17 protein-coding genes, 4 pseudogenes and 3 CRISPR repeat arrays are annotated in these 26,204 nt (G+C 66.9%); of the genes and pseudogenes, 14 read left to right on the top strand and 7 right to left on the bottom strand.

Annotated elements, in window-relative coordinates; genetic code table 11:
• The first annotated feature begins 56 nt into the window (after positions 1–56).
• Together STRTU_RS30120 and STRTU_RS30125 are read left to right on the top strand one after the other, a co-directional pair.
• Positions 57–1,301: a hypothetical protein gene (locus STRTU_RS30120; protein ID WP_159748043.1), complete on the top strand. Its 1,245-nt coding sequence runs from the start codon at positions 57–59 to the stop codon at positions 1,299–1,301.
• Between the two features lie 47 nt (positions 1,302–1,348).
• Positions 1,349–2,254: a nucleotidyl transferase AbiEii/AbiGii toxin family protein gene (locus STRTU_RS30125; RefSeq protein WP_159748045.1), complete on the top strand. Its 906-nt coding sequence runs from the start codon at positions 1,349–1,351 to the stop codon at positions 2,252–2,254.
• Between the two features lie 9 nt (positions 2,255–2,263).
• On the opposite strand, the gene STRTU_RS30130 is transcribed toward STRTU_RS30125, so the two are convergent.
• The 3 genes from STRTU_RS30130 to STRTU_RS30140 all read right to left on the bottom strand — a co-directional run bounded on the left by STRTU_RS30130 (position 2,264) and on the right by STRTU_RS30140 (position 6,094).
• A complete protein-coding gene (locus STRTU_RS30130; RefSeq protein ID WP_174878998.1) occupies positions 2,264–3,637 on the bottom strand; it encodes a hypothetical protein in 1,374 nt (457 codons plus the stop codon).
• The gene (locus STRTU_RS30135) at positions 3,634–4,725 is read right to left on the bottom strand and encodes a hypothetical protein (protein WP_246241496.1); all 1,092 of its coding nucleotides are present in this window, start codon (positions 4,723–4,725) and stop codon (positions 3,634–3,636) included. The genes STRTU_RS30130 and STRTU_RS30135 overlap by 4 nt, the downstream gene beginning before the upstream one ends.
• A gap of 1,213 nt (positions 4,726–5,938) precedes the next feature.
• Positions 5,939–6,094: a hypothetical protein gene (locus STRTU_RS30140; protein ID WP_159748049.1), complete on the bottom strand. Its 156-nt coding sequence runs from the start codon at positions 6,092–6,094 to the stop codon at positions 5,939–5,941.
• Positions 6,095–7,324: 1,230 nt separating this feature from the next.
• On the opposite strand from STRTU_RS30140, the gene STRTU_RS30145 reads away from it, so the two are divergent.
• Positions 7,325–8,167: a MerR family transcriptional regulator gene (locus STRTU_RS30145; protein ID WP_159748051.1), complete on the top strand. Its 843-nt coding sequence runs from the start codon at positions 7,325–7,327 to the stop codon at positions 8,165–8,167.
• Positions 8,168–8,422: 255 nt separating this feature from the next.
• Positions 8,423–8,696: direct repeats of the CRISPR family, unit length 29 nt; unit sequence GGGACCAACCCCGCATGCGCGGGGACCAC.
• Positions 8,697–9,821: 1,125 nt separating this feature from the next.
• Positions 9,822–10,640: direct repeats of the CRISPR family, unit length 29 nt; unit sequence GGGACCAACCCCGCATGCGCGGGGACCAC.
• A gap of 18 nt (positions 10,641–10,658) precedes the next feature.
• Here STRTU_RS30145 and STRTU_RS30150 read toward each other — a convergent pair.
• Positions 10,659–11,210 (bottom strand): DUF6896 domain-containing protein, encoded by a 552-nt coding sequence (locus tag STRTU_RS30150; protein WP_246241497.1) that lies wholly within the window; start codon positions 11,208–11,210, stop codon positions 10,659–10,661.
• A gap of 911 nt (positions 11,211–12,121) precedes the next feature.
• The gene (locus tag STRTU_RS30155; protein ID WP_159748053.1) at positions 12,122–12,772 is read right to left on the bottom strand and encodes a DCL family protein; all 651 of its coding nucleotides are present in this window, start codon (positions 12,770–12,772) and stop codon (positions 12,122–12,124) included.
• Positions 12,773–13,117: 345 nt separating this feature from the next.
• A CRISPR array of direct repeats spans positions 13,118–14,001; the repeat unit is 29 nt; unit sequence GGGACCAACCCCGCATGCGCGGGGACCAC.
• Positions 14,002–14,466: 465 nt separating this feature from the next.
• Between STRTU_RS30155 and STRTU_RS35995 the strand changes: the two are divergent.
• Positions 14,467–14,601: pseudogene (locus STRTU_RS35995) on the top strand (hypothetical protein); the annotation flags it as partial.
• Between the two features lie 443 nt (positions 14,602–15,044).
• On the opposite strand, the gene STRTU_RS30165 reads toward STRTU_RS35995, so the two are convergent.
• Positions 15,045–15,230 (bottom strand): helix-turn-helix domain-containing protein, encoded by a 186-nt coding sequence (locus tag STRTU_RS30165; RefSeq protein ID WP_159479412.1) that lies wholly within the window; start codon positions 15,228–15,230, stop codon positions 15,045–15,047.
• 149 nt (positions 15,231–15,379) lie between these two features.
• Here STRTU_RS30165 and STRTU_RS30170 point away from each other — a divergent pair, with 149 nt between their 5' ends.
• The 6 genes and pseudogenes from STRTU_RS30170 to STRTU_RS30195 form a co-directional block, all read left to right on the top strand.
• The gene (locus STRTU_RS30170) at positions 15,380–15,592 is read left to right on the top strand and encodes a hypothetical protein (RefSeq protein WP_159748057.1); all 213 of its coding nucleotides are present in this window, start codon (positions 15,380–15,382) and stop codon (positions 15,590–15,592) included.
• Positions 15,593–15,607: 15 nt separating this feature from the next.
• A pseudogene (locus STRTU_RS30175) lies at positions 15,608–15,754 on the top strand (peptidase C39 family protein); the annotation flags it as partial.
• A 373-nt stretch (positions 15,755–16,127) separates the two neighbouring features.
• Positions 16,128–18,188, top strand: a complete 2,061-nt coding sequence (locus tag STRTU_RS30180) for an FAD-dependent oxidoreductase (RefSeq protein ID WP_371873690.1) — start codon at positions 16,128–16,130, stop codon at positions 18,186–18,188.
• A gap of 194 nt (positions 18,189–18,382) precedes the next feature.
• Positions 18,383–18,844: an FAS1-like dehydratase domain-containing protein gene (locus STRTU_RS30185; protein ID WP_159748059.1), complete on the top strand. Its 462-nt coding sequence runs from the start codon at positions 18,383–18,385 to the stop codon at positions 18,842–18,844.
• Positions 18,845–19,025: 181 nt separating this feature from the next.
• Positions 19,026–19,541 carry a hypothetical protein gene (locus tag STRTU_RS30190; protein ID WP_218039344.1) on the top strand — a complete coding sequence of 172 codons (516 nt, stop codon included), beginning with the start codon at positions 19,026–19,028 and terminating at the stop codon, positions 19,539–19,541.
• A gap of 614 nt (positions 19,542–20,155) precedes the next feature.
• A pseudogene (locus tag STRTU_RS30195) lies at positions 20,156–20,596 on the top strand (glycoside hydrolase family 15 protein); the annotation flags it as partial.
• Between the two features lie 274 nt (positions 20,597–20,870).
• Here the strand turns inward: STRTU_RS30195 and STRTU_RS30200 are convergent.
• A pseudogene (locus STRTU_RS30200) lies at positions 20,871–21,485 on the bottom strand (transposase family protein); the annotation flags it as partial.
• Positions 21,486–21,757: 272 nt separating this feature from the next.
• Here STRTU_RS30200 and STRTU_RS30205 point away from each other — a divergent pair.
• The 4 genes from STRTU_RS30205 (at position 21,758) to STRTU_RS30220 (ending at position 26,131) form a co-directional block, all read left to right on the top strand.
• The gene (locus STRTU_RS30205; RefSeq protein WP_159748061.1) at positions 21,758–22,216 is read left to right on the top strand and encodes a hypothetical protein; all 459 of its coding nucleotides are present in this window, start codon (positions 21,758–21,760) and stop codon (positions 22,214–22,216) included.
• A gap of 2 nt (positions 22,217–22,218) precedes the next feature.
• Positions 22,219–24,405, top strand: coding sequence for a DUF6571 family protein (locus STRTU_RS30210; RefSeq protein ID WP_159748063.1), 2,187 nt, complete (start codon positions 22,219–22,221; stop codon positions 24,403–24,405).
• A complete protein-coding gene (locus STRTU_RS30215; RefSeq protein ID WP_159748065.1) occupies positions 24,402–25,535 on the top strand; it encodes a hypothetical protein in 1,134 nt (377 codons plus the stop codon). Before STRTU_RS30210 ends, STRTU_RS30215 begins: the two co-directional genes overlap by 4 nt.
• Positions 25,536–25,756: 221 nt before the next feature.
• Entirely contained in the window at positions 25,757–26,131 is a 375-nt protein-coding gene (locus STRTU_RS30220) for a hypothetical protein (RefSeq protein ID WP_246241514.1), read from the top strand.
• The last annotated feature ends 73 nt before the right edge of the window (positions 26,132–26,204 follow it).

The following is a 26,204-nucleotide window of genomic DNA, read 5'->3' on the forward strand; positions in this document are numbered from 1 at the left end:
CCACCGGTCAGGTTAGGCGATGCGAGCGGCCCCCGTCCGGGTGACATCATGCCGTCGTGAGAGACGACGTCACCGGGCTGAACAGCGCGGTCAGTACGAGTTTCGGCCATGACCTGCTGACCGAGTGGATCCCCGACGCCCTCGGCGCCACCGATGTCATCCGGGACCTGGCCGGCGGAACTGTCGCGGTGCCGGAGCGGCTTGATGTCGGGTGGCTTCAGGTGCCCTTGACCCGGCGGACGGAGAGTGTGCCCGTCGTGCCACCAGCCGTACGCGCCCATGCGCATCTCCTGGTGGAGCGCTCGCTGCTCTACCAGGAGATGCGCCCCGAGGTGTTCAGCTACCGTTCCCCGGTCTGGGACTACCGCTCCGCCTACCGGGCACGACAGACCCGTATGCGCGAAATGGCACGCCGAGGTGATCTGCCACTCGTCCTGAGGCTCGACATTCACCGCTTCGGCCAGTCGCTTCCCCTGCACGTACTGCTCGATGCTCCCTGGATGACCGGCGAGTTGGCGGGATATCTGACCGAACTGCACCGTGCCACCGGCCGGTGCCTCCTGCCCGGTCACCGCTGGGCCAACCGGCTCGGTACCGCAGCGCTGGCCCCGATCGATGCCCTCCTGGCCGTGACGACGCCGGGCCGGTGGTTTCGCTGGGGCGACGACTGGCATGTCTTCGTCCGCGACAGCGCGGAAGCGGAACAGGTCCGCGACGTTGTGGAAGGCGGGCTGGAAGGACTCGGACTGCGGCTGTCCGAAGAAAAGACCACCACCGAGCCGGTGAACGACCTGTTCACGGGACCGGCCCACGACGTCGCAGGCCACCCACCCGAGGTCTGGCGCAGGGGCATACAGGACGCCGATGTACGTGCCCTCAGGTATGCCCTGGCCCGTATCGAGCCCGACGCGCAGATGTCCCGCGCCCTCGTCGGCACCGTACGAACGTGGCCGGTGCTGCTGCCGCGTGCGGTCCAGTACCTCGACCGCGCGGTGAGTACCCCAGCGGGCCAAGAGGCGGCGCGAGAACTGCTGGAAGACGCCCACGCAGATCTGTTCGGGGCCGCACGGATACTTGCTCTGGCCGGCCGGCATCAGGCACTTGCGTCGGGCGTTTCCGACAGGCTGCTGGACGTGGCCGCCGGCTGTGGGATCTCCGGGCTGCGGGCCCTGGCAGCACGCGTCGCCCTGTGCACCGGGCGTCGGCGGCTGGTGCACAGGCCACCTGCGCACCTGCTGCGCTGGATCGCTCAAGGCGCGGACATCCGGCGGAATCCGCCCTCCGTCGCCACCCTCCTGTGACACCGTCATCCCTGCGAACCGGGCGGACACGCGATCGAGGGACACGGATGGAACAGCGGCGCGGATCATGGGAGCAGGCCGACTGGACCGCGCTTCCCACAGCTGACCAACACCTGGTCCAATCCATAGCGGTGGTCCTGTCGAGTATCGACCGGCTCCTGCCACCGCACGCCTGGCATCTCAAAGGTTCGACGGCGCTTATGGGGTGGATGGGCTCTTCAGCCCGGCTGCCGAACGATGTCGATCTGGCCCTTTCCGAGCGCGCGGGCCGGCTGCTGCTGTCCGCCTCCGAACTGCCGCCCGGCCCGCAAGGGGAGAGTCTCCGGCTGCTGCGTTCGGAACCCGTGGTGTTCAGCTCGCCCGGCACGGCGACCGTACACCGGGCACTGATCCGCCTACGGGCGGGGGAGGCCATCGGGAAGGTCCTGCTCAACATCCTGCTGGTGCCGGACGCCGAGGCGGCGCGCGACAACCGCACCGCACCCCTTGACTTCCCCGGCCGGCACGCCCCGGTTACCGTACCGGCGGCGACCCTCAGCCGGTGCCTGGCGCAGAAGCTGCTGCGCTACACCCGACGGCGCGACGGCGGCAAGATCAATACGCGCTGGACCGATCTCACGGACTTCCTGCTGGCTGCCGCGAGCCCCCTGGCCCCCGCACTGCTCCTGGACGAAGTACGGCGTGACGTCGCGATCGAATTCGCTGCCATGGGCCGCACCTGGCCGGACCACCTGCCTCAACCACCACGCGAGTGGCTGGACTTCTGGGACACGGCAACCTTCCGGGACGGATTGGAGTTCGGCCGCCTGCCCGAAGCGGCGGACCGGCTCGCACAGTTCTGGAACCCGGTGCTGGTGACGCGGGTCGCTCCGTACGGTCCCTCTCCCGCACCGGTACCGCCGACGGCGCCACAGGTGTGGTCGTCCAGCGCATGGAAGTGGGCGACCGCATGAGGTCAGGGCTCACGCTCCCGCCGACGTGCCCGGTATCGATTCCTGTACCGATGCGAAGAGTCGGTCGAGGTGGCCCTGTGCGGTGGGCGGCAGGTGCAGATGCCACCAGTCGCGCCATCGCAGTGCGTGCGCGAGATGGTGGAAACCCGGGGTGCCGGGTCCTGCCCTCCGCAAAGCGGACAGAAAACCGACGACGGAATCGGCCGCTCGGGAGCCGAGAGGGTTACCGAAAGCGTGGAAGAACCGCTCCTGGTGTCCCGTGCCTTTGAGGGCCTTGGTCACATGGAGGCTGAAATGCGCGCGACGGCGGGCCGCGGTGAGCCCCCGCTCGTCCATGGGCGCCACACCGGCCCCACTGTGCATACGACCCGCACTCTCAGCGTTCGCCGTGACCATCGCCGAACGCATCAGCGCGGCGTCGGAGACGACGCCGGAGAGGCCGTCCCCCAGCGTCGCGAAGAGCCGGCCACCGGCCGCGACCGCGTCGCTCAGGGCCCGCAGATGGCGTGAGAGCAGCGATTCACGCCGCACCCGAAGCCGGTATGCCCGGTCCAACACGTCCGCCACCGGCAGGGATCCGTCCAGCCAAGCCGTGCTCAGGGGAAGCAGCTCGTGCGCACTGCCCTCCGTAACACGCTCACCGCTTTCCCGGTCGAGGGTGCCCCATTCGATGTCGTGAACGTCGCTGACCGCGTAGAGACCTCGCTGCGGTGGCCTCTGCGCGAACACGTCCCAGGCGTCGGCCGACGGCACCCCGGGGAAACGCGGATCTTCTCCCGGGCGGGCACCCGAGCCCTCGTCGGCACCGCCCAGCGGCCGGACAAGGACACCGGCGAGCAGCGAGGCCCCCCGCTCAGGTGACAGGAGTCCCGGCACCCGCAACAGGACATCAGCCGTCCGGCACGGCCGAAGATCCGGCCGGTCCCGCCGCAGCCGAGCGGCCATCGAAATGGCGTAGCAGGCACGCAGCAGCCCCTCCCGCCTCTCGTCGCCACTCCCGCTGAGGGAAACGAAGTCGAAGGCCCAGCCATGCCGAACCCCGCTGTCGCTGCCTCCAGCCGGAGGCTCCATGGACAGGCACGCGGGGACAGCATGCTTCCCGGCGCGGACCAGGACCAGATCCTTGCCGTAGTACGAAGAGCTCCATGCGGCCTCAAGGCGATGCCCGATCGCCGCCAGGCTCTGCCGGACTCGTGAGAGCCCCGCCATGTGATCCCCACTGTCCTCCACGCTGGCCCGCAACGCGCTCGTGACGACAACCACGGTCGCCTCTTGACGTGGCTCGCGGGCGAAGCGGGCGAGCACGTCCCCCGTGTCCACACATCCCAGCGGGTAGCCGGGAGCATGCCGGGGCGGCCAGGAGAAGGCGGGTGGTGGCGTCACCGCCCGCCACCCCGCCGCTTGCGCCGGAAGAGATCCACGAACAGCCTGCGCAGTCCAGGGAACAGCGTGACGAGGCCCACGGTGACCACGCCGGTCGCCCCGAGGATCCGGAACAGCGACGAGGCCCCGGCTTGCGGAAGCCCCTGCCAGATGGCGAGCCCTGTGGTCAACGGCAGGCCGACCGCAGCGAGCAGCCCGAGTATCGCATTGGTGGTCTCCGTCTCGGCGGACTGCACCTGGCGGGACAGCTCGCCGAGATCGCTGACGAGGCTCTGCAGTGACTGCGGCAGACCGGCACTCTGCTGCCATGCCCGCACCATGGCATCGACGGTTCCTTGCCGACCGAAGCCGGCCGCCCAGTAGCTGCGGCGGAAAACGAGCAGATCCCTTTCCATCTGCGCCACTTTCCGCCGGCGGGGTTCGTGCTCGCCGATCCGCGCCACTTCGCTGCCGAAAGCGTCCAGCACGGTCTGCTGCAGCCGGGCCAGGGCCAGGGCATCGGCGTACAGCGTCGCCAGGTGATAGCTGGTGCCGTCGTAGTAATTACGTGGAACTCCGACACCCGGATCGTGCTCGGTGCCCACGAGAGTGAGCCCACGAACGCCCAGCACGCCCCGGACCTTTGTGGGCAGCGGCAGGCGCATGGCGTGGAGTTGCTCCGCGGCCTCCGGGCCGGGCGGATACAACGTCGCGTGATGCAGATGCCACAGCCATTGATCGAGGGAATCCCAATTCCGCTGCGCACGCCCCGGATGCAGCCGCACCAGACCACTCTGGGCGGTGACGAGGGTGCAGTGCACCGCCTCCCGCTCGGTGTCAGCGATCCGACACCCCGATGGCAACTGCCGTGCGACCCAGGATCGTTGGGCACCCTGCCCGTGGTGCGGGTCGACGTCCGCGCACTCCTGGAGGGTTTTCGGCAGCTGCGTCGGCGGATCCGGCGGCAGAACGCCGTGCAGAAGAGCCACTCCGTTCGCATGAACCGGTGAGCCCATGTCCTTCAGCGCGCCGAGCGCAGTGTCGTTCAGGCGCACCAACTCGATGGCTGAAAGCTGGAAACGGGAAGGCGACGCCTCTGCCTGGGGCACCTCCCGATGCCACCGGACGTGCTGCCCCCACAGGAGCGGTTCGAGGTGACGCTGCGTGTATGCGGCACGGCGGGACGCGCTGGACACCACTTCGTCGGGCCGGCCAACTCGCCAGCGTCGTTCCAGAGGGCCTGCACGGAAAGGCGCCCCCGGGACGTCATTGATGTGGACAGCGATGATTAGGACGGTATCCCTACGGATGAGCGCCCGAGGGTCATCCCGTCCCGACGCGCGTCCGTGACGATTGCCGGTACGGCTCATGCGAGGCAGTCCAACGCCTCGCGAAGGTAGCCCCGCCGTTCCGACGGCCCCACGTGCCGCCACCGCCTCGGCCCCTCGGAAACCTCACCCCGTACCAGGACACGTGCGTACCGGCCCATCGGCTCCCCCCTCGCAACCAGGGTCATCGTGCCGGGCAGCGCGCTCGCCCGGTGGAATGTGAAAGCCGACATGCCATATGCGTCGCCTGCGCACACCGTGGCTGTTCGGTGCCCTGTCACGACCACTCGCTCCCCGCGGCTTGCGTCGAATCGGTACCCCCCTTTGCGGGGCTCGTAGCGGACGACCCGGTAGCCCGGAGACCAGGACGATTCCGTGCTGAGGAGGGGGTCGCCGTCGCAGAGGGGTTCGTAGGCTTCAGTGATGTCCAACAAGCTGTTGTGCACGGTTCCGCGCAACACGGTGGACGAGAAGTCCCAACGGTGATCGTGGGCTTGTGTGTCTTCTTCACCAGCAAGCCAGACGTGCAGGAAAAGCCGTCTTGAGTCCTCGACTACCAGTGCCAAGGGCAGCTTGACGAAGCCGTTCGGGTGCGCCACGGGCGCGGCTATTGCAGGGGCGCGGAGCGTGTCGCCGTAGGAGTCGTGCAACGCCGCGATGAGCGCGGACCTGGCGAGCCCCTGAGGTATGGGGCCACGGTCGGTAGCTTCGTGGTGGTGCGGCACTGGGTTCGTCCCTGAGGCGTCGACTCGACCTGTTCGCACAGTGCTCCTCGTCGTCTCGAATCCCCCACTTACCGTCAGTTTAAGGGACATGGGATGCCGGATGCCGCTCTTATGTTCGGACTGCCTGTCTGAGCCGGACCGGAAAGCCGGAGTCCGCGAGGTTTTGTTCAGGGCTGCTCGGGAGGCACCACTATCCGGCACGGTTCGCTCGCGGCAGCACGCTCACCGGATGGGCCAGAGGCTAGACGTCGGCGCGTTCTGCCGACTGGCTAGAAGAGGCCGGCGCGCATGTGCTGGGTGAGGTTGTCGAGCATCTCGCGCAGCCACGGGCTGCGGACGGCTAGTAGCCGGACCGGGGCGTGCCGGAACGCTTCCGCGTCGGCCTGGAACAGGAGACCTGTCGCGGTGCTGACGGGGTGTCGCACAGGACGCCCTCCAGGGACCAACCCCGCATGCGCGGGGACCACGGCGAGGGCGGGCGCCCCACCACCACCGAGCTGGGACCAACCCCGCATACGCGGGGACCACCGTTCGGGGAAGACGATCGCGTCGCTGGTGGCGGGACCAACCCCGCATAGGCAGGGACCACATGGTGATGCCGGCCGGGTTGGCTAGGTGGCCGGGACCAGCCCCGCATGCGCGGGGACCACATCAACCGGCGTCCCTCACCGCCGGTACCGCGGGACCAGCCCCGTGGGCGCGGGGAGCAGGGTGGGGTCAAGGTCCGCGGCTTCATCGACCAGGGACCAACCCCGCGGGTGCGGGGAGCAGGACGGCGGTGCCGGCGGTGCCGGCGGTGACGATGGCGGCGAGGGACCAACCCCGCATGCGCGAGGACCACCGCTGGCCCGGCTGGGCGGGCGAGATGCCGTCGGGAGCAACCCCGCATGCGTGGGGAGTAGCGGATCAGCGGCACGTCGGTCACGTGGCGCCCGGGACCAGCCCCGCGGACGCGGGGAGCAGCAACTCCGTCAGAGGTAGTTCATGAATCTCGAGGGACCATCCCTGCGGACGCGGAAAGCAGGACGCGCCGACGACGCCCAGGGCCACCGAGTCGGGGCCATCCCTGCGAGCGCAGGGAGCAGGAGGATCGGCACCCGGGGCTCTACAGAGCGTCCGGGCCATCCCCGCATGCGCGGGGACCACAAGGCGTAGTCCAGACACCAGGGGACCGGTTCGGGACCAACCCCGCATGCGCGGGGACCACGGTCTCGACTGGTCCGCGGACAAGCAGACCGTGGGACCAACCCCGCACACGCGGGGACCACTGAGAGCCGGGCGGCTGGGCCCGTAGGCCGCGGGGGCCAACCCCATATGCGCGGGGACCACGAAGCCGTGGGTGCGACGGCCTTCGGCCTCGCGGGACCAACCCCGCGGGTGCGGGGACCACGCGAACGCCACCTACATCGTCGAGTTCCACCTGGGACCAACCCCGCATGTGATGGGGCTCCTTGAAAATCCCCAGCCCCTGCTCGGGGTGCCATCAGACCTGCTCGACGGATCTCCCCACCCATTCCGGGCCTGTCCTGGTACGGGACACCAATAGCGAGGGACCGCCCGATAGCCCGTCAGGATCTGGGTGGTGTGTAGTTGCATATGCCGTAGCGGCATGTGGTGTCGTCGAGGGCACCACAGCACGAAAGGCCCTGTCTGCGATGTACCCCTCCGTCACGCCTCCCCGCGAGGTCAAGATCGGTGATGCCGCCGCCTTCGCCGGGACCACCCCGCGCGCCCTTCGCCACTACCACCAGATCGGTCTGCTGCCGGAGCCCGAGCGAGGCGGAGACGGACGCCGCCGCTACGGCTACGACGACATGATCCGCCTGCTGTGGATCCGCAAGATGTCCGAGGCCGGAATCAGCCTGGACGACATGCGGGCCGCCTTCGACGAAGCCCGGGACATGGAGGACGTCCTGGGCCGGCTGGAGGAGACCCTGGCCGCCCAGGAGGCCGACATCAAGCGTCAGCGCGCGGCAGTCCAGCGCCTGCGGGTCGTGGGCAGCCCACTGGGCTTGCTCTCCCCCTTGGTCACGGACCGGCTCAGCCACCTGCCTTCAGGCGCACTGCGCCCCTCCGACCTGGACGCCCTGCTGGTCACGGAACGGATCTTCGGGCCGCTGGGAGCCGCAATTCAGGCCAGCGTGTTCATCACCCTGGCCACCCACCCCGACCTACGGGCCGAGGCAGACCGCCTCGACGCGGCCGACGCCGCCCTCGATGACACCGTCGACCCCCACGACCCGCAGGTCGAGGAACTCGCCGCGCAGCACTGCGCCCACCACAAGGCCCTGCTCCAGGCCATTGAAGCGGCCGGACTGGAAGCGGCCGAGGAGAAGCTCTTCGAGATCTACGACGCCGAGGCGAGCGGCGAGGAGGAAGCCCAGATGAGCGCCTTCGAAGCGGTCACCAAGATGCCCTACGGCTTCTCCGCGGCCCGGACGCGGTGCATGGAACTCACGGCACAGCTCCTTGCCGGGGACCTCTCCGCAGGCAGCTGATCGCTGGTGTGGCCGTGCGTGAGGATCCCGGATAGGCCACCGATACGAAGCCAGCGTCTCGACGTCTCGACACGGCCCGCACACTCCACGAGCAGGCGACCCAAGCCGACGACCCGGGCCACGCTCCTTTGAAACTCCCCACTTCGTTGAACACCAGAGCAAGTGATGCGAAGAGCATCCCTGACCGTTTTCAAGAATCCCCATCACATGCGCGAGGACCACGTCCTCGCCGATCTTGTCCCGCACCGAGGCCATGGGACCAACCCCGTATGCGCGGGGACCACCACCCCTCGTGGCCTGCAGGGATGGCCGGGTAGGGACCAACCCCGCAGGCGCGGGGACCACCGGTCGCGCACCCATGCGATGGCGTCTTCCCAGGGACCAACCCCGCATGCGCGGGGACCACACCGCGAAGAGGTCGGGGTGCCGTGTCAGCAGGGGACCAACCCCGCATGCGCGGGGACCACCACACGCTGGCGGTGACCCGGACCGCTCTGTCGGGACCAACCCCGCATGCGCGGGGACCACCGTGCTCTGCGGGAACGCCCCGCGTCCGTCGTGGGACCAATCCCGCGGGTGCGGGGAGCAGGTGATACGGACCGTGTCGACGAGGAGGTTCGTGGGACCAACCCCGCGGGTGCGGGGAGCAGGAAGTGGGAGGTGCAGGAGGGGTGGGATTCTGGGGACCAACCCCGCGGGTGCAGGGAGCAGGCAGAGTGGGAAATCCCGGTCGAGGAGGGGGACCAACCCCGCATGCGCGGGGACCACCGGCGGTGTGGGGCGTCAGCGGGAGCACCTTGAGGACCAACCCCGCGTGCGCAGGGACCACCCGCACCCCGAACTGGTGCGGGCCACCAGTGCGGGACCAACCCCGCATGCGTGGGGACCACCCGGTCACGTCCGCCCACGGGCCGCCGACGCCGGGACCAACTCCGCATGCGCGGGGACCACCGGCGCCAACCGCGGTGTCGTACGAAGCGCTGGGGATCAACCCCGCATGCGCGGGGACCACCCTGTTTCCCTGAGCCGCCAGCAGCGCCGGCGGGATCAACCCCGCATGCGCGGGGACCACTACCTGGGTGTCAGCGTGAGCATGGTGAAGCTGGGACCAACCCCGCATGCGCGGGGACCACGACACCGCCATGGTCGTGAACTCCGTCGCCGGGGGACCAACCCCGCATGCGCGGGGACCACGCTGGCATGGGGGAGGGCAACCAGAAGTTCCAGGACCAACCCCGCATGCGCGGGGACCACGACCAGGCCCTGTACGAACTCGTCGAGGGCACGGGATCAACCCCGCATGCGCCGGGACCACAGAGCAGCGTTCGCCGCCCTCGAGTCGCCGAGGGGACCAACCCCGCATGCGCGGGGACCACTGGAGGGGTGGACGCCCCAGCAGATCCGGCAGGGGACCAACCCCGCGGGTGCGGGGAGCAGACCCGACCTCGGCCAGCATGAGGAACTTGCTGGGGACCAACCCCGCATGCGCGGGAACCACGCGAGGTAGCAGCCATGGCGGCAGCGCGGCCGGGGACCAACCCCGCATGTGCGGGGACCACAAGCGGGGAACGTGCAACCCAGGTCCCCTACCAAGGGGCCAATCCCGCAAGCGCGGGTAGCAGGTGGGGGTCGCCCATCAGTCCGTGTCCTGGTTGGGGGCACCCCCGCATGCGCGGGGAGCAGCCTACCTGGGTCTCCGGGCGCAGCCGGGAGAAAGGACCAACCCCGCATGCGCGGGGACCACGGCGTACCTTCAAAATGGAAAGCACGACAGTGGGGACCAACCCCGCATGCGCGGGGACCACGAACCGCACTCGGGGACCGGGACCTCACACCCGGGACCAACCCCGCATGCGCGGGGACCACCGCGCGCCACCCGGCCAGTCGCGCGAGTGATGGGACCAACCCCGCATGCGCGGGGACCACTAGGTTCCGGCGGTGCGGCGTGTTTCGAAGTCGGGACCAACCCCGCATGCGCGGGGACCACCCGGCCCTCCGTCGCGCTGCTGCCCACGGATCGGGACCAACCCCGCATGCGCGGGGACCACGACAATCCGCACCTCAATGCGCTGAGTCCGCAGGGACCAACCCCGCATGCGCGGGGACCACGCCCGGCGGCGAGCAGCCACCTGCTCCATTCCGGGACCAACCCCGCATGCGCGGGGACCACTGCCCGTCAGGGCCGACCAGGACGTGGTCGACGGGACCAACCCCGCATGCGCGGGGACCACCGGTCTGGAAACGGCGCCAGACGTCTGCCTCGGGGACCAACCCCGCATGCGCGGGGACCACCAGCTTGCCTTTCCGGCCCCTGGCACTGAGGAGGGACCAACCCCGCATGCGCGGGGACCACGGTGACCGTGCCGGAGTCCGCGGCCGCCCAGGGACCAACCCCGCATGCGCGGGGACCACGATCGACCCCGACACCGCCGACGTGGACACGAGGGACCAACCCCGCATGCGCGGGGACCACAGGCTGTGAGCTGCGGTTTCAGGAAGACGGTGAGTCGAGTTTACTAACTTTCAGCGATTCGGACATAACGCCCTTCAGTTGGGTTGCGGCTCCAGCGGGGCGCAGTGGTCCGCAGAGCCATTGCGGCCTGGGGCACCGCTCCGGCGTCGTGCACCCGGCACAGGTGATGTCGGTGGCTACGCTGAACCACCCCGGCCGCACCTCGGCCAGAAGCGGTTGCAGCGACCGCGCCGCTGCCCGCAGGTCCTGATCCGTGACGTCACGAGGCTCCGGCAGGCTCAGCCCATACCAGCGCAGCCGCCAGAGGTCGAAGACTTCACTCCCGTCGGCTGCAAAGTCCACATCGACCTCAGTGCCGTTGTCGCACACGAAGCGGCACCCTGCCCCATGAACCGCGTAGGAGTAGGCGCCGACCTGCCCCCTCCGGCTGATCCGGCGCGAACGGATCAGGCCGAGGACATCTGCCAGCCGCTCAAGCGAGGGGATCGCCACCCTCATGGCGTCGTCGATCGCGTTCAGCGCGTGGATGTAGCCGAGCACAAGATCCCGTGCAGCCCCAACCCGTTCCATACCGCGTCATCCCCCTGCGCCCGTGGCTGAAGGAATTGTTCCATGGGCCGCCAGCTTCTCCGCAGGTTGGCATTCTGAAACGATCAGTAAGCCGGGCCGTCGGTTTCCGCAGCCACCGTTATGGGGCGGGCGAGGCCGGCGGCGAGCTGCCAGGCCGCCGGGCCCCGCCCGTCTGGGGCAAGGCGCTCCAGGAGCTGGAGGTGCCCGATCGTCTCGCGGGGGAGTTGAGGTGACCCGATGGTGGCGGGGAATCGATAGCACCCCTGGCCACAATTGTGACACCGAACCCGGAGTCAGCCCCCCCCGGGACCAACCCCGCAGGTGCGGGCAGCAGAGAGGACCCAGTCATGAGCCGGCCGGAAGACGGGGACCAACCCCGCGGGTGCGGGGAGCAACCTCCGGGGTCGACGTACCCCAGGAACTTGCAGGGACCAACCCCGCAGGTGCGGGGAGCAGAGCTCGGGGCCGCCAACGGGGTGGCCCAGCTCGGGGACCAACCAACCCCGCGGGTGCGGGGAGCAGGCCGTACGGGCAGCCTTCAGCGCCTTCTTGCCGGGACCAACCCCGCGGGTGCGGGGAACAGAGGGAGCTGAACAGCTGGTTCGAGAGCTGGTCGGGACCAACCCCACGGGTGCGGGGAGCAGGAAAGCGGGGAGATCGTCCCGAGACTCAACTACGGGACCAACCCCGCACGCGCAGGGACCACATCCTCGCCTCCGGCGGCGCACTGCTCAGCCCGGGACCAACCCCGCGTATGCGGGGAGCAGGAGTTGTTGGCGATGGCGCCTCCCTGCGTCGAGGGACCATCCCTGCGGGTGCGGCAAGCAAGCACCGACGATCCAGTGGTCGACGGCCCCCGACAGGCCGAGTGCCAACCATGATCTCCCCCACGTAGGGAGGCCACCTGGGTGCTATCTGCGAGGACGTCTTTGGTTCTCCTGCGACGAGAGAAGTCCAAGCACAGCACGCTCCTGATGGTGGCTGCACCATTGTTGAGCCAACTGGCGATCCCTGAACCTTCCGAGACCGGGCTCCGTCGACGGGGTCATTTCAATCGCCTCCCACCCGCCGACCGTCCCGGCGAACTCCTCTGCGATGACGACAAACGAGGGTCCGCGGAAGTAGCTGACAGCCGTGTTGCTGCTATTCAGATGCACGCCGGACTGGTCCGAGGTTAACGAGCCAGCTTCCTTTCGAGCCTCGAAGTAGGTGTTGACGTGAGTCTTAACCTCGTCTCGCATGACGTTCATGACCTGTTGGCGGTAGGTAGGGCGACTCAGGCAGGTCTGGTACGAGAAGTCGATGCGGCTCCCGTCCGTACGAAGCACCTCGAATCCCGGATACGGGCCTCGCTGCGGCGGAGCGATCGCAAACGCATCAATGCCGGGGCCGACCTTGTCTTCCGCTTCATGATGCTTGTCGAGAAGGTCCAGCAGCAGCTGATGGTCGCCCTCCTGGTCCACGATGCTTCCCATGGGGTACCGGTACAGCACTGCGCGCACGGCCTCCTTCGCCTCCCCCTTCGTCCGATACCGTCGATGCCCAATCCAAAATTCAGGCATGGCCACTCCCTCTTAGACTTTGTAAGCCCTGCGGCGCAGTTATTCCGACAGCGTTTGGCAATCGCGTCCTATCGCCACGTCAACCCTCGGGTTCGAGCGACGAGGAATCCTGGTGTAGTCCTGCTCACCTCCCCAAGCAAGCGGTTCGAGTTGGGTTCATAGGTTCGGGCGGACTCTCAACGGAGGAGCAGGGCAGGAGTGCAGGCGTCTGCGAGCCCCTCCCAAGGGTCATCCCTGTGTCGTGGGGAGCAGCGGCAGCCAGCGTGACCCCACGGTATTGGCAGGACCATCCCCCGCAGGTGCGGGGGAGCACAACGCATCGTGCCGGGTCGAGGCACCGTTCCGGGGACCAACCCCGCATGCGCGGGGGCCCACTCCGAGCCGCCGGTGCGCCACTTCCCGACGTCGGGACCAACCCCGCATGCGCGGGGACCACATGATGCCCGCGAGGATCACGGCGCCGATGAAGGGACCAACCCCGCATGCGCGGGGACCACGCGGCCAGGCCGGCGGGGAGGCGGTTCATCTTGGGACCAACCCCGCATGCGCGGGGACCACCGCGGTCGCCTCGCCCGGCAGTCTGGCGGACAGGGACCAACCCCGCATGCGCGGGGACCACCACGGGCCGAACTACCGGCAGAGCGGTTCCACGGGACCAACCCCGCATGCGCGGGGACCACATGCCCGGCGCTTCCTGGGCTGTGATGGCCGGGGGACCAACCCCGCATGCGCGGGGACCACGTGGCGTTCACGGTCGTGGTGTTGTGGATGTTGGGACCAACCCCGCATGCGCGGGGACCACCGACAAGGACAGGGCCCCAAAGCCCCGTCAGAGGGACCAACCCCGCATGCGCGGGGACCACGGACTCGCGTCCGGCGTACTGAGTGCGGGCGAGGGACCAACCCCGCATGCGCGGGGACCACCCGGCCTGATGGATGACGTGGTGGCGGGCGGGGGGACTAACCCCGCATGCGCGGGGACCACATCCGGAGCAGGACGTCTGAGCTGTCGTCCGGGGGACCAACCCCGCATGCGTGGGGACCACGCGAAAACACCGCACAGGGGCCCCTCGTGGTCGGGACCAACCCCGCATGCGCGGGGACCACTCTGAACGCCCCCAGTAGCAGACCTCCCGGTCGGGACCAACCCCGCATGCGCGGGGACCACGCGGCGGAGTCCTTCGTGGCTCGATAGATGAAGGGACCAACCCCGCATGCGCGGGGACCACAGGCCGTGAGCTGCGGTTTCAGGAAGACGGTGAGTTGATTTTACTCACGTTCAGCGATTCGGACATAACGCCCTTCGGTTGGGTTGCGGCTCCAGCAGGGCGCAGTGGTCCGCAGAGCCATTGCGGCCTGGGGCACCGCTCCGGCGTCGTGCACCCGGCACAGGTGATGTCGGTGTCCCCAGGCTAATACTGGACTCTCACTCGATCCGTCACGCCGGATCTTGCCGGGTTTGAGCCGGCGTGATGGCGGGACGCGATGCCCGATTCGACTTGGCCGCCCGCCGACGGTAGGTCTCAGTCGGGCTGATGGAGATGTTTCCTGGGAGCTGTTCCGCCTACCACAGTAACGGGCTCATACAAGGCGCTGCCGGCGGCGCCTGAGGCCGAACAGGACGAGAGCGCGCCGCGCGGTGCGCCGCCGATTGCTCCACCCCGAGATGGTCTCGCGCGCAGGGTGGGGGCTTGGTGCAGGGGCAGGATCCCCCGCGACGCCGACCGCACCTAAGCCGAAGCCGCCGGAGCGAGCGGGTCCGCATCGTCGACATCGGCGACTTCTCCCGAGAACTTTGCGGCGGCACCCACGTCGCCCGCTGCTCTCAGGTCGGCGCCTTCCGCCTGCTGACCGAATTGTCGATCGGCTCCAACCTCTGCCGCGTCGAAGCCCTCACAGGCCATAGCACTCTCACGCGCCTCGACACCGAGCGCCGCCTCCTGTGCGAGCTGTCCACAACCCTCGGAATCCGCCCGCAGGGCGCGCCGACCGCCTTTGCGCAAGCGCCTGGAGGCTCTCGCCGACGCCCAGACGCAACTGACCTCCTGTCCTCGGCTGATCAGTTGAGGGGGTGGATGGCTTCCCCTGAGGCACTCGCTGGCCGGGGACTTTTCAGGGACTCTCGTGTCGGTCCAGGGGAGACTCCGGGGAATTTCCGCCGTGTAAGCAGGGAAGGCCATGACAGCGCTGAAAGGTACGGACACGCTGTTCAGGGCCCACAACCTCAGCACTCGATGATGTTCACCGCGAGCCCGCCGCTTGTGCTTGACGTTCATGCGACCCCCTGTTCGCGGCAATTCTCTTCCAGCCAGGTCATGATCTCGTTGGGCCAGAACCGCAGTTGTTGGCCCACACGGAAGCTGGGGATGGCCTGCTTCTCGTGATTGTCGTAAACCCAGGAAGTGGGCTTTCCGAGAAAGTTCGCCAGAGCCGGCACGGTCCACATTTTTTGATCCATCGCCGCTCACCTCCGTAGGTCGGGAGTGCGACAGGATAAGGATGGATCACGGCCGCACCAAACGGCCCGTACAGCGCCACTTGACCTTCATGGGCCCGTCGTGGCGGGCGTCTGTGCGTGAGACGGTGTGAGCGTCGGGGTGACGCACAGTGAAGAAGGTGCATCTCGTCGGTCTCGGTGCTGTCCAGGGTTCGGCCTTCAGCGCCAGAAGCCAGCACCGATCCAGCGCAACGCCCCCGAACGGACCGGAAGGGGCGGCAGCGGAAGTCAGCACGAACTCAGCACGGTCCGGCTCGGGCTCGTTCGAGGCGAACGAGACCAAGCCGTTGACCTGCATGTTTGTCATCGTGCTCGGTGTCTGATACGAGCCCGCATCCCAATTCGAGAACATCTGGCTGCGCACCAAGCGCAAGAACGCCGAGGGCAAGGTCGTCGGCGGTTCGGGAGGGGTCTGCTATCTGTACTTCCCGGCCAGGCCGTCAGCGACCCAGCGGCGGGTTCTGGCGGAGCTGGGAATCCGCTGAGCATGTGCACCCGAAGGCGGCCGCGATGGCCCTCCGACGCCTGCGGGCGATGAACGCCCGCAGGTTGAGATCGTCGGCATGCGGCGGTGACGGTCGGAGGGAGCCGGTCCAGGGTGTCGGAGGGCACCGGGGACCGTCCGTCGTGGCGTTGGCCGGGGGTGAGGTGGACGGCGTCAACGGGTGATCATGGCCCTCGCAGGCGAGGTGCATTCTGCTGGTCAAGGTGCTTCGGGAAGGGGCGAGGGAGCGAACGTCAGGTTCTCGTGCGGACGTTGACAGGGAGCCGTGTCATGTAGCGGTTCGAGTGGTTTACCGTCCTCGTCCGTGTGAATGCACTGGCTCCGCGCCGCTTGTATGCCAAGTGTGATGCCCGATGAGTACACAAGACATGAGCACTCCAGACGTGAGCATTCCGAGCACGAAGAACACGGACGCATCAAGCGACGAGCAACTCGCGTCGGATGCTTCGCGTGCCTCGCACCTCTCGCCTCGGTCGCACGGCGCGCAGCCCTCACGGCGCTCCGTGGTCACGGCGACCGGTGCCTCGGCGCTCGCTGCCGGGCTCACCGCTGCCTCCGTCGCGCCCGCGACCGCGTTGAGCCCTGCCACCGCACCCTCGACGGTGCCTGCCACGGTGCTGCCCGGCATCGATCCCAAGGCGTACACCACGGTCGCCCGCGCCATCGCCGTCTACGACGGGCACGACAAACCCCTTGTCCCGGCCTACGTGAAGGCCATCGAGAACGGCTTGCCCGCCAGCCGGGCGAAGGCAACGAAGCGGGTCCTGATCGTCGGGGCCGGACCGGCCGGCCTGCTCGCCGCCAACCTGCTCAACCGGGCAGGCCACGATGTCGTCGTGATCGAGGCCAACGGCAACCGCGTCGGCGGCCGAATCAAGACGTTCCGCAAAGGCGGCCACGAGAAAGGGGAACAGCCCTTCGCCGACCCCAAACAGTACGCCGAAGCCGGGGCCATGCGGCTGCCCGACAGCCACCCGCTCCTGATGGCACTGATCAAGAAGCTCGACCTCGCGCTCCAGGAGTTCTACCTGGTGGACGTGGAGGTCGACGACCCGACGAAGAAGGCCAACCGCACCTGGATTCACGTCAATGGCGTCCATATGCGCCGTGCCGACTACGAGAAGAACCCCGAAAAGATCAACGACACCTTTGGTGTCACGGGCCCCAACCGCACGAAGACCGCCTCTGCCATCCTCGCGGAGGCCCTCGAACCCGCACACCGGCTCATCCGGGGCAAGGAGGGGACCGCTCTCGTCAACGGATGGGTCAAGGTTCTCAAGAAGTACGGTCACTGGTCCATGTACCGGTATCTCACCGAAGTCGCCGGGCTCGACACCAGGACCATCGACCTCATTGGCACCATCCAGAACCTGACCTCCCGGCTGCACCTCTCCTTCACGCACAGTTTCCTGTCCGCCGCGCTGATCGACCCCAAGACCAAGTTCTGGGAGATCAAGGGCGGCACCGCACGGCTCGCCGACGCGCTGTACGCACCTGTGAAGGGGAAGGTACGGCTCGACAGGCGCGCCTTACGCATCGAACACCGCGGCGGCAAGGTCAGGGTGCACACCGTTTCCGAGGACTGCCAGACCGGCGAGGGGGGTGCCACGGAGGTCTTCGAGGGTGACGAGGCGATCATCACCGTCCCCTTCTCCGGACTGCGCCATGTGACCTTCGACCCTCCGCTCGCCTACGGCAAGCGCCGGGCCATCACGGAACTGCACTACGACGCCGCGACCAAGGTGTTGCTGGAGTTCTCCCACCGTTGGTGGGAGTTCACCGAGGCGCAGTGGAAGGAGGCGCTGAACTCCATCGAGGACAAGCTCTACGAAAAGTACAAGGCGGGCGGGGTCAAGCACGGCAAGTACCTCGGCGCGCACAAGTCCGTGAAGGACCTGGGGGTGATGATCCCCGACGAACTCAAGAAGTGCTTCGCCGTCTTCCGGCCCGTCGTGAGCGGTGAACCGGATGCCGCTCATGTCCGTGGCGGCGGCTCCGTGAGCGACAACGCCAACCGCTTCATGTACTTCGAGCACGCGCACCCTCTGGAGGGCAGCGACGGAGGCATCATGCTCGCCTCCTACAGCTGGTCCGATGACGCCCTCAAATGGGACGCCTTCGCCGACGAGGAGCGGTATCTGCGCGCGCTCGCTGGAGTGCAGGCTGTCTTCGGCCGCCGGTGCGAGGTCTTCTTCACCAACAAGTGCAAGACCCAGTCGTGGATGCGCGATCACTACGCTTACGGTGAGGCTTCTGTGCTCTTTCCCGGCCAGCACACGGAACTGTTCCCCGACGTCCCCACATCCGAAGGGCCGCTGCATTTCGCGGGGGACCACACGTCCATCAAGCCCGCCTGGATCGAAGGCGCCCTCGAATCCGCCGTCCGGACGGCATTGAAGGTCCACACGGGCTGACCGGCGTGATGCGACGCCCCGATCCGGCGCCCCACTTGGCGGGACGCCGGAACGGGGCCGCGTCCGCTCAGGGCCCCCGCTCAGCGTCCCCGTCGCCGCGCGAGGGACGGCCGATGGGTCTGGGGTAACAAATGCGGGCCGGGGTTGGTGATTTGGCTACGCGGCAACTCGGGAGCGCGCCTTGAATTGGGTAATTGACGAACAGCCCTGGAGGTCCCCTTGCCCTGAATACCTCATACCTCGGAAAGTGGTTCCCGGGTGCCGAGCCTTACGAGGTCACACGTGCGGCGATCCGCGAATTCGCCGAGGCGGTCGGAGACCCGAACCACCTGTATCACGATCCGGCGGTGGCGCGCGCCGCCGGATATCCCGATGTGATCGCCCCGCCCACTTTCGCAGGCATTGTGGCAGGTCACGCCTACTGGCAGCTGCTGGAGGACCCGGAGTTCGGCCTCGACCCGTCCGGCGCGGTCCATGCCGTCCAGCGCTTCACGTTCCAGCGCCCCCTCCACGCCGGTGACGAGCTCTGGACTGACGTGACACCCGAGGCCATGGATACCGTCGCCGGACGGGATCGGGTCACCTTTCGCAGCGTGGTCCGCAGTGCCCGGCAGCAGCCCGTGGCGACCGTGCTGACGACCCTGCTCGCGGAGTGAATCCCCTCCGGGGATACGCCCCGACGGCCGTGACTCGATACGCACCCCGCTCGGTGGTCAACTCGGCATAATAAGCCCGGGTTTTCCGGCCAGGGGCCGCGAAACCACGGACACAAGAGAAACGAATAAAAGGGGGCGCACCATCCTTTACCTCATCTTAATTTGCGACATTCTCTTCTGGGTGATGCTGGCGGGCGGCCTGGCCGCCCGCTACGTAGCCGGCTGGCGAGGACTCGGCGGCGCCCTTCTCCTGTGTGTTCCGCTGCTCGACATCGTCCTGCTTGCCGCGACCGTGATCAGTGTCCGAAACGGAGCCGGGCCGAGTATCTGGCACGGGCTGTCCGCCGCGTATCTGGGCATCACCGTCGTCTACGGTCACCGCACGCTGCGCTGGGCCGACGCGAAATTCGCGCACCGCTTCGGCGGCGCACCCAAGCCCGAGCGCCCGAAGCTGTACGGACGCCAGGCGATCGCCGATGCCTGGCGGTCCTGGTTCACTTTCCTGCTCGCGTACGCGATCAGCGCCGCGATGATGATTGGCCTGGTCGTCCTCGTCGGAGGGTTGAGCAAGGGCGCGCCGCTGCTGGTCTGGCTCAACCCGCTGACCAAGATTCTGATCTACAGCCTGATCTGGCCAATCGTTACGACCATCTGGCCAGGCAAGGCACCGGAGCCGGAGCCGGCCGGCAAGGTGTAGCGGCCGGACCCGGTACCCGCGGTGGCGGAGCCGCACGCTGTTCCGGAAGGCGGCGTGAGGCGGAGGAGCAACCCGCCACGAAGTCCGGGGTGTTGTTCCGTCGTCGGGATGAACTCGCCGTGGAGTCGACCCGGCAGGGGCACCGGGCCGGCGCCGAACACGGCCATAGCCACCTCCATCCGCCGGCGCAATGCCCGTGCCGAACCGAAGACGACCTTCGCGTCCGACTCACCGATCCGTTCCTGGACCGATGGCCAAGCCAGAGCTGCAGTGGCGAGCCACTGGCAGGGGTGGTCCCGGCAGCCGGCGAGGGCTGGGGCGAGCAGGTTCCGGCTCCACGGTGAACGCGCTCGGTCAAAGGATGCACAGCTGTTTCCTCCGCGAGGGCGACGGTCATGACGTGGCGACAGGTGAGGCTGGAGAGCGCCCGAGACTGGTATCGGGCCGCCCCTTTTGAGCCGAAAACCGGGAACTCCCATGTCCGAACCCTGCCTCCGAGCCCCTGCATCCGCACCCGCACCCCCACCCGGCAGAGCCGGGGCCGTGGGGCCGGGCACTGGGTGGTGGCCGTCGCGGCTGCCGAGCACCAGGGTGCTGGCACGGGTGAAGGAGAGCACATCGTGCACGTGCCACCCGGCGTCGCGGAGGGGTCGCTGGAGGCCACCGAGGAGTTCTGGCGCGAGTGGGTCGAGCACTGCACGTACCGCGGCCCCTACCGCGACGCGGTGGTGCGCTCCCTGATCACGCTCAAGGCGCTGACGTACGCGCCGACGCCGACGATCTCGCTGCTGGAGTGCCTGGGCGGTGTCCGCAACTGGGACTACCGCTTCACCTGGCTGCGGGATGCCGTGACTACGCTGTCCTCGCCGCTGCGCACCGGCTACCGCGAGGAGGCGCGGGCGTGGAGGGAGTGGCTGCTGCGGGCGGTAGCCGGCGATCCGGAGAACCCCCAGATCATGTACGGCATCGCCGGTGAGCGGGAACTGGGCGAGAACGAAAACATCTGGCTCAGAACGAAGCGCAAGAACGCCGACGGCAAGGTCGTCGGCGGCAGCGACGGGGTCTGCTATCTGTACTTCCCGGGCCAGCCCGGCCCGGCCCGGTGCCGTCCAAAGACGGGCGCTGGCGGACCTGGGAATCCGCTGGTCATCGGCACCCCGAGAGTGGCCTCGATGACCTGACGGCAGCGCTCACTGCCGTCGAGGGTGAGATCGCCGTACCGGTTCACCGTGATCTTGATGTCGACCTGATTCCGAATGAGCAGCCTTTCGGGTATCGGCTCCAGGGTGGTGGGCGCTGGTATATCGCGCCATTCGCCATCGTTAAAGTGTGCTCGACGCGAGCACGGACCTTGCGGTGGGAAGCGTTGTGCTCCTCCTCCAGGCCGGGAGTTCGGTCTGGCTGCGTTCGCGGCGGTGCGCGATGACCAGGCCGGTGCCCCGGTAGCCGCCGTCCGCGATGACCGTGGTTTTGCCGACGGCGTCCTTGGTGCTGGACAGTTCCCACGCCTTGCAGTCGTTGCGGTTGCCGGGGAGCGGCCCGGCCGACGGCGACGACGAGCCGGGTGTCGGCATCGATCACAACCTGGTGGTTGGTCGAGTACCGGTAATTCTTCGACTGCTCGGCAACGCTGTGATCACGCATGGGGACCAGGGGCCGTACACGATCAGCACGGTGTCCTTGCGGAACCGCTTGCGCTGTTGCAGTGCCGGCGTAGGCCCGAGGCGGTCGATGACGCGGTCGGCTGCTGACTTCGACACCCCGAACAGGTGCCAGCTGCCGCAGAGTCAGGTTGGTGCGCCAGTACGTCGCGACCAGCAGCACCCGGTCCTCCAACGGAGGACTCCACGGCCGACACTTGCGCACGGGGTCCGCACCCTCTCGCCGCAACGCGGTGATCGACTTGCCGAACTGACGAGGGCTCAATCCTGTGAACGTAGCTATCCAGGACCGTGATCACACCGGCCACAGCGATATCAACTCACCCGCGACCAGCAGTTACGGGACAGCCCTTAGCCTGATGTCCTCGTGCAGGGGGCAGAGTTCGGATGCCTTCGACGGTTGCTCTACCTGCCCTTATTACCGTGCATAGAGGGTACGTCAGGTCGGCTCGAATCAGCCCCGGAGCTGATTGCTCCCGTCCACTTGACGCCCTAGGCTCCTGCTTCCGTGTGTTCACAGTGATCACAGCGCGGCACCGCCACGGGGGGAAGCACGTGACCTACGACCAGGATTGGGACCGCCAGCTCAATCCGTTCCGTTACAACGCTGACGGATCGCTCACAGATGCCGCCAAGCGGCAGAACGTGACGATGGAGCTCAACTCCGCAGGGGGCACGGGAAGTGGGGGTGCAGGGAGCGGAGCCCGGCAGACATCGGTCCGCACGGCCGCGCTGACCAAGGCGGCCAAGGCGCTGGAGGATCTCCGGGGCGATACCGACAAGGTGGACCAGCACGCGCTGTCGGAAACCGATGTCGCATCCAGCGCACTGGGCGGCTGGCAAAGCTCTCAGGGGCTCTCCGCACTGCACAGGAGGTGGGCGGACGAGTCCGTGCATCTGAGCACGATGCTGTCCGACGCCGTCATGAAGCTGCACAACACCACCAGTTCGTACGAGCGGACAGACCACTCCGAGAAGTCCAGGATGGACTCTCTTGACGGTGGGAGGAACTGATCATGGTTGCGTTCTCAGACCTCCTCCACGCCGACCTCGGCAAGCTCCAGGCAGCAGCGGACGAATGGAGGCTGCTGCCCAAGAAGTACCAGGGCCTGCAGGAGCTGTTCGAGGGACGTGTCACCAGGCCACTGAAGTCCGACTGGCACGGGGAGGCAGCCGACCAGGCGCAGCTGTCGCTTACGAAGATCAAGGAGCAATACCCCGCCGCGGCGCAAGAGGCGCACGCCATTGCGACCCTATTGTTGGACGCCCACGCGGAGTTCAGCGCCGCGCAGAAGAAGCTCCGTCGGATCATCGATGAGGAAGCACCGGCCGAGAAGCTTCAAGTGCTGGACAACGGCATGGTCATCGATACCGATCCGGACACCCAGGGTTTCATGGCTGGCGGATATAGCGATGCCTTCCATCCGGAGCGCAAGGCCAAGGTCGAGGCCATTCGAGGGCGCATAGCGAAGGTGCTGCGGGATGCCACCGCAGCGGACGAAGCTGCGGACTGGGCGCTGCGTCAGGACTCCAACGGCAAGAACAACGCTTCCTTCAACAAGAACATCTACACGTCGTTGGACTCGGCCCGGGAAGCCAAGAAGGATATGGCCGAGGCTCTGAGACTTACCAAGAAGGGTGAAGATCTCACCAACGACGAGCTGGACCGGTTGGCGAAGATCCTTTCCAAGCGCAAGACCGACATGGTCTTCGCGGAGCGGTTCGCCACCACGCTAGGGCCGAAGGAGGCGCTCGAGTTCTGGCGTGAGGCATCGGGCCCGGGCTCGGGAGAGCGTGGAAGCGAGCGTAACGCCGCCCTCAAGCAGCTGCAGGCCGGCCTCGGTTCCACACTCGGCATCGCCACCCAGAGCGACAGCGCGGCGATGGACGGGTGGAAGGAGAAGATGCTGGAGCTGGGGCCGCAGCAGATCGGGCCGAGCGCCAAGGGCTATCAGCTCATGAGCAGCCTCATGCGCAGCGGCAGCTACGACACCGACTTCCTCAACGACTACGGCCGAGGATTGGTGAGCTTCGAACGTTCCCACAAGTCACTGACGCCGCAGCTGCTGTGGGCACCCGACTCCGTCATGCCGAGGCTCGACTATTCGGGTGAAGGAGGGGGCAGTGACCCCATGAAGGGGTTCATGGATGCTTTGGAACAGAACCCCACTGCTGCCACCCAGTTCCTTGATCCGGGCGAGAACAATGACAACCAGAACCTCAAGTACCTAGTAGATCGACGAGAGTGGCCGACGGATCGCTTCGATGGGAAGACCGGTCACCACTCCCTCGCGCTGGCCATCGAAGCAGGCGCCACTGGGCATCGGCCCGGGCAGGAGGACCTGGTACGTGACCACACCGCGCCCCAGGCCCGCATCATGCATGACAGCATCAAGATGTTAGACGAGGGGATCAAGAACGAGAAGCTGCCGGAGGGTATGCACCGTCCTATCGCCAATGCGCTCGGAGACTATGTCGCCGATACGCACGAAATTCTCACCGGCGTGCAGGACGGATCAAAGCGTGCGGACAGCTCTGGCGTGTGGGCACATGGGGATGACAATGCCAAAGATGAGGCACTAAGCAGAATTCGCGGACATCAGCCGGGAGATATCCGCATGGGCGTACCTGCCGGCTCTCTGATCCGTGTTATGCGTGCAGTGGCGGACGACCCAGCCGCCTACCACGTTCTGCACTCAACCGAGACCGGCCACATAGCGCAGCAATTGTCTCGCCTTCCGGCAGACGCGAGTGCGGCCGACGCCGAGGACATTATGCAGAAGTCCGCCAAGGCGATGGGGGCCATCGATGAAGTGCAGGGCGATGTAATTCTCGATCGCAAGGAAGATGAGGCCGCCGCGCATAAGTGGCAGACGAAGGCGGGCTATCACATCGTTGCTGGAAGCGTGACCAAGATCCCGGTAATCGGCGACGTGGCCGTTCGAATCTCTGACGTGGGCGCTACTGCATGGCAGGAGCACTTGGACTCCGCGAGCAACATCGAGGGAGCTCGCAAAATCGAGGAGAATACCGAGAACGGCCGAGCGGCTCTGAATTCCATGATCGCTCAATGGTACAAGGAACGCGGAATCAGCGAAGACTCCGCCACAACTGACAGTGTCCAGATGCGCACGCAGAACACCTATCAGACCGGTCGAACATTCGGCGGAAATTCTCTGGCTCGGGGAGGGAACAACAGTTGAGCAAGGAGGATTCGCCGGCCGAAAGTGGTACAAGTGAAATCCAGCCACGGGAGATCCTGACGTGGAGAAAGCAATGGCTAGCCTTTGCTCTCATCGTAGCCGTGGCCGTACCTGGATTTCTCTATCTGAGCGGCATATACGACCGCTGGCAAGACAGCCGCTCACTCTCGCATGCCTGTAAAGGGGTAGTGGACACCACAGAGGTTCGGGAAATTCTGGGGGCGGACCGCATACATGGCGAGCCGTATGCACATTTCCGTGACTCAATTACTGCGCCCGGTCGCATTGACCGATGCCTGGTAAAAAACCCGGAGGGTGATGGCCGCCTCATCATCTCACTGGACTGGAACAGTAATTCCTCGGGGTCATTGTTTGCGGCAGGGCGCATGAATAGTCATCATAACACCGGAATGGCAATTCCGATAGGTCATGGATGGGAAGGTGTGATAGATAGGCGACGACCCGACGGGCCGGACATCGCCATTCTCGACATGCCCTGTTCAAATATGCGGAGCAGCCCGAAGCAGGCAGACCTGATCGTCACTCTCCAGGCGATGTCGGGGGACGGAAAACCCATAACGGGGGATACTCAGCGGGCGCGCCTTGCGAGAACCGCTACAAAAACAGCCGTCAATGCGGCCAAGGCATGGAACTGCAAGGCCAGTGTGGGGGGTTCCATCGACCGGGTGCCGAAAGAATCGGCGTACCAGGACGTTGCCGCCGGTCATGTAAGTGGCACCTGCAAGGGAATCGACAGTGCAGTGTGGGAAAGCGCAGCAGATCCAGATGCGCCAATTGAAGACTGCTACCAGCTAGCCACCGAAGCCAAAGGCACGGCGCAGACGCGCCTGGGCGCCTACTACGGCCCCTTCGCTGTCGCCTTTCCTCACGTAGCGCTATTCGGCAGCGATATCAAGCTGGACCAGCGTGCTGGCGGAGCGCCCCACAGCATGTACTGGGCGACAGCTCAGTGTCCCAGCAGCGGAACCGCGTTGTATACCGTTGTCAGCGTTAGTGGAGATGGCAGCGGGGTTGGTCCGGCGAGCCCAAGTGCGAGGAAGGCAGCCCTCAAACTCTTTGCGACGCAGTCCGCTAAGCGTCACGGCTGCACTGATCTCAAGTTCCCGTGATGCGGCGCCGATACGGTGACCGCGTCCAAGGTCACCGGATCAGGACACGGTAGTTCTCGCTGGCCTCCGATGCGCATGTATGCCCCATGAGGCAAGGGACGGTTGGTGAGCCTGTGTCTGTGTGCTGCGTCGGCCAGATCGGCGTCACTTTCAGGACAGATCTCTGGCTTCGTTGTCCCCTGCAGATAGCCAGTTGACCTGGTGTTCTGATGGGGGATTGTATGGACCTGTTGCCGGGCCTCAGCGCCTGGCAGGGACCTGAGCGTCACACCGGGGGGAATTTTCAGGTGGCTGAGGAATACCAAGTCGATCTGAGTGCGCTGCAGCAAGTCATCACGCGGCTCAACTCGCTTGTGGACACCATGGATGGGGTCGGGACCACCGCGGAGTACAAGACGGAGCTGCCGGAGGGGTATCTCGGCCAGGGATTTGCCGAGGAGGCTGAGCTTCGGAATGCGCACAGCAAGATGAAGCGGGAGATCGCCGCCATGGTCGCCGAGCTGAAGCACATGATTGCCGACGCCGGCAAGAAGTCGAGGACCGTGCACGACGACTACGACAGTCGTGAGCAAGAGGTCCGCCAGTCCATGCGCTGAGGCAGGCTGCCGCCGACTCATCAGGTGAGCCGGCGCAACGGGGAGGAATGAGATGGGTAGCGGGGGTGGGCAC

The sequence above is a fragment of the Streptomyces tubercidicus genome, assembly GCF_027497495.1.
Taxonomy (GTDB): domain Bacteria; phylum Actinomycetota; class Actinomycetes; order Streptomycetales; family Streptomycetaceae; genus Streptomyces; species Streptomyces tubercidicus.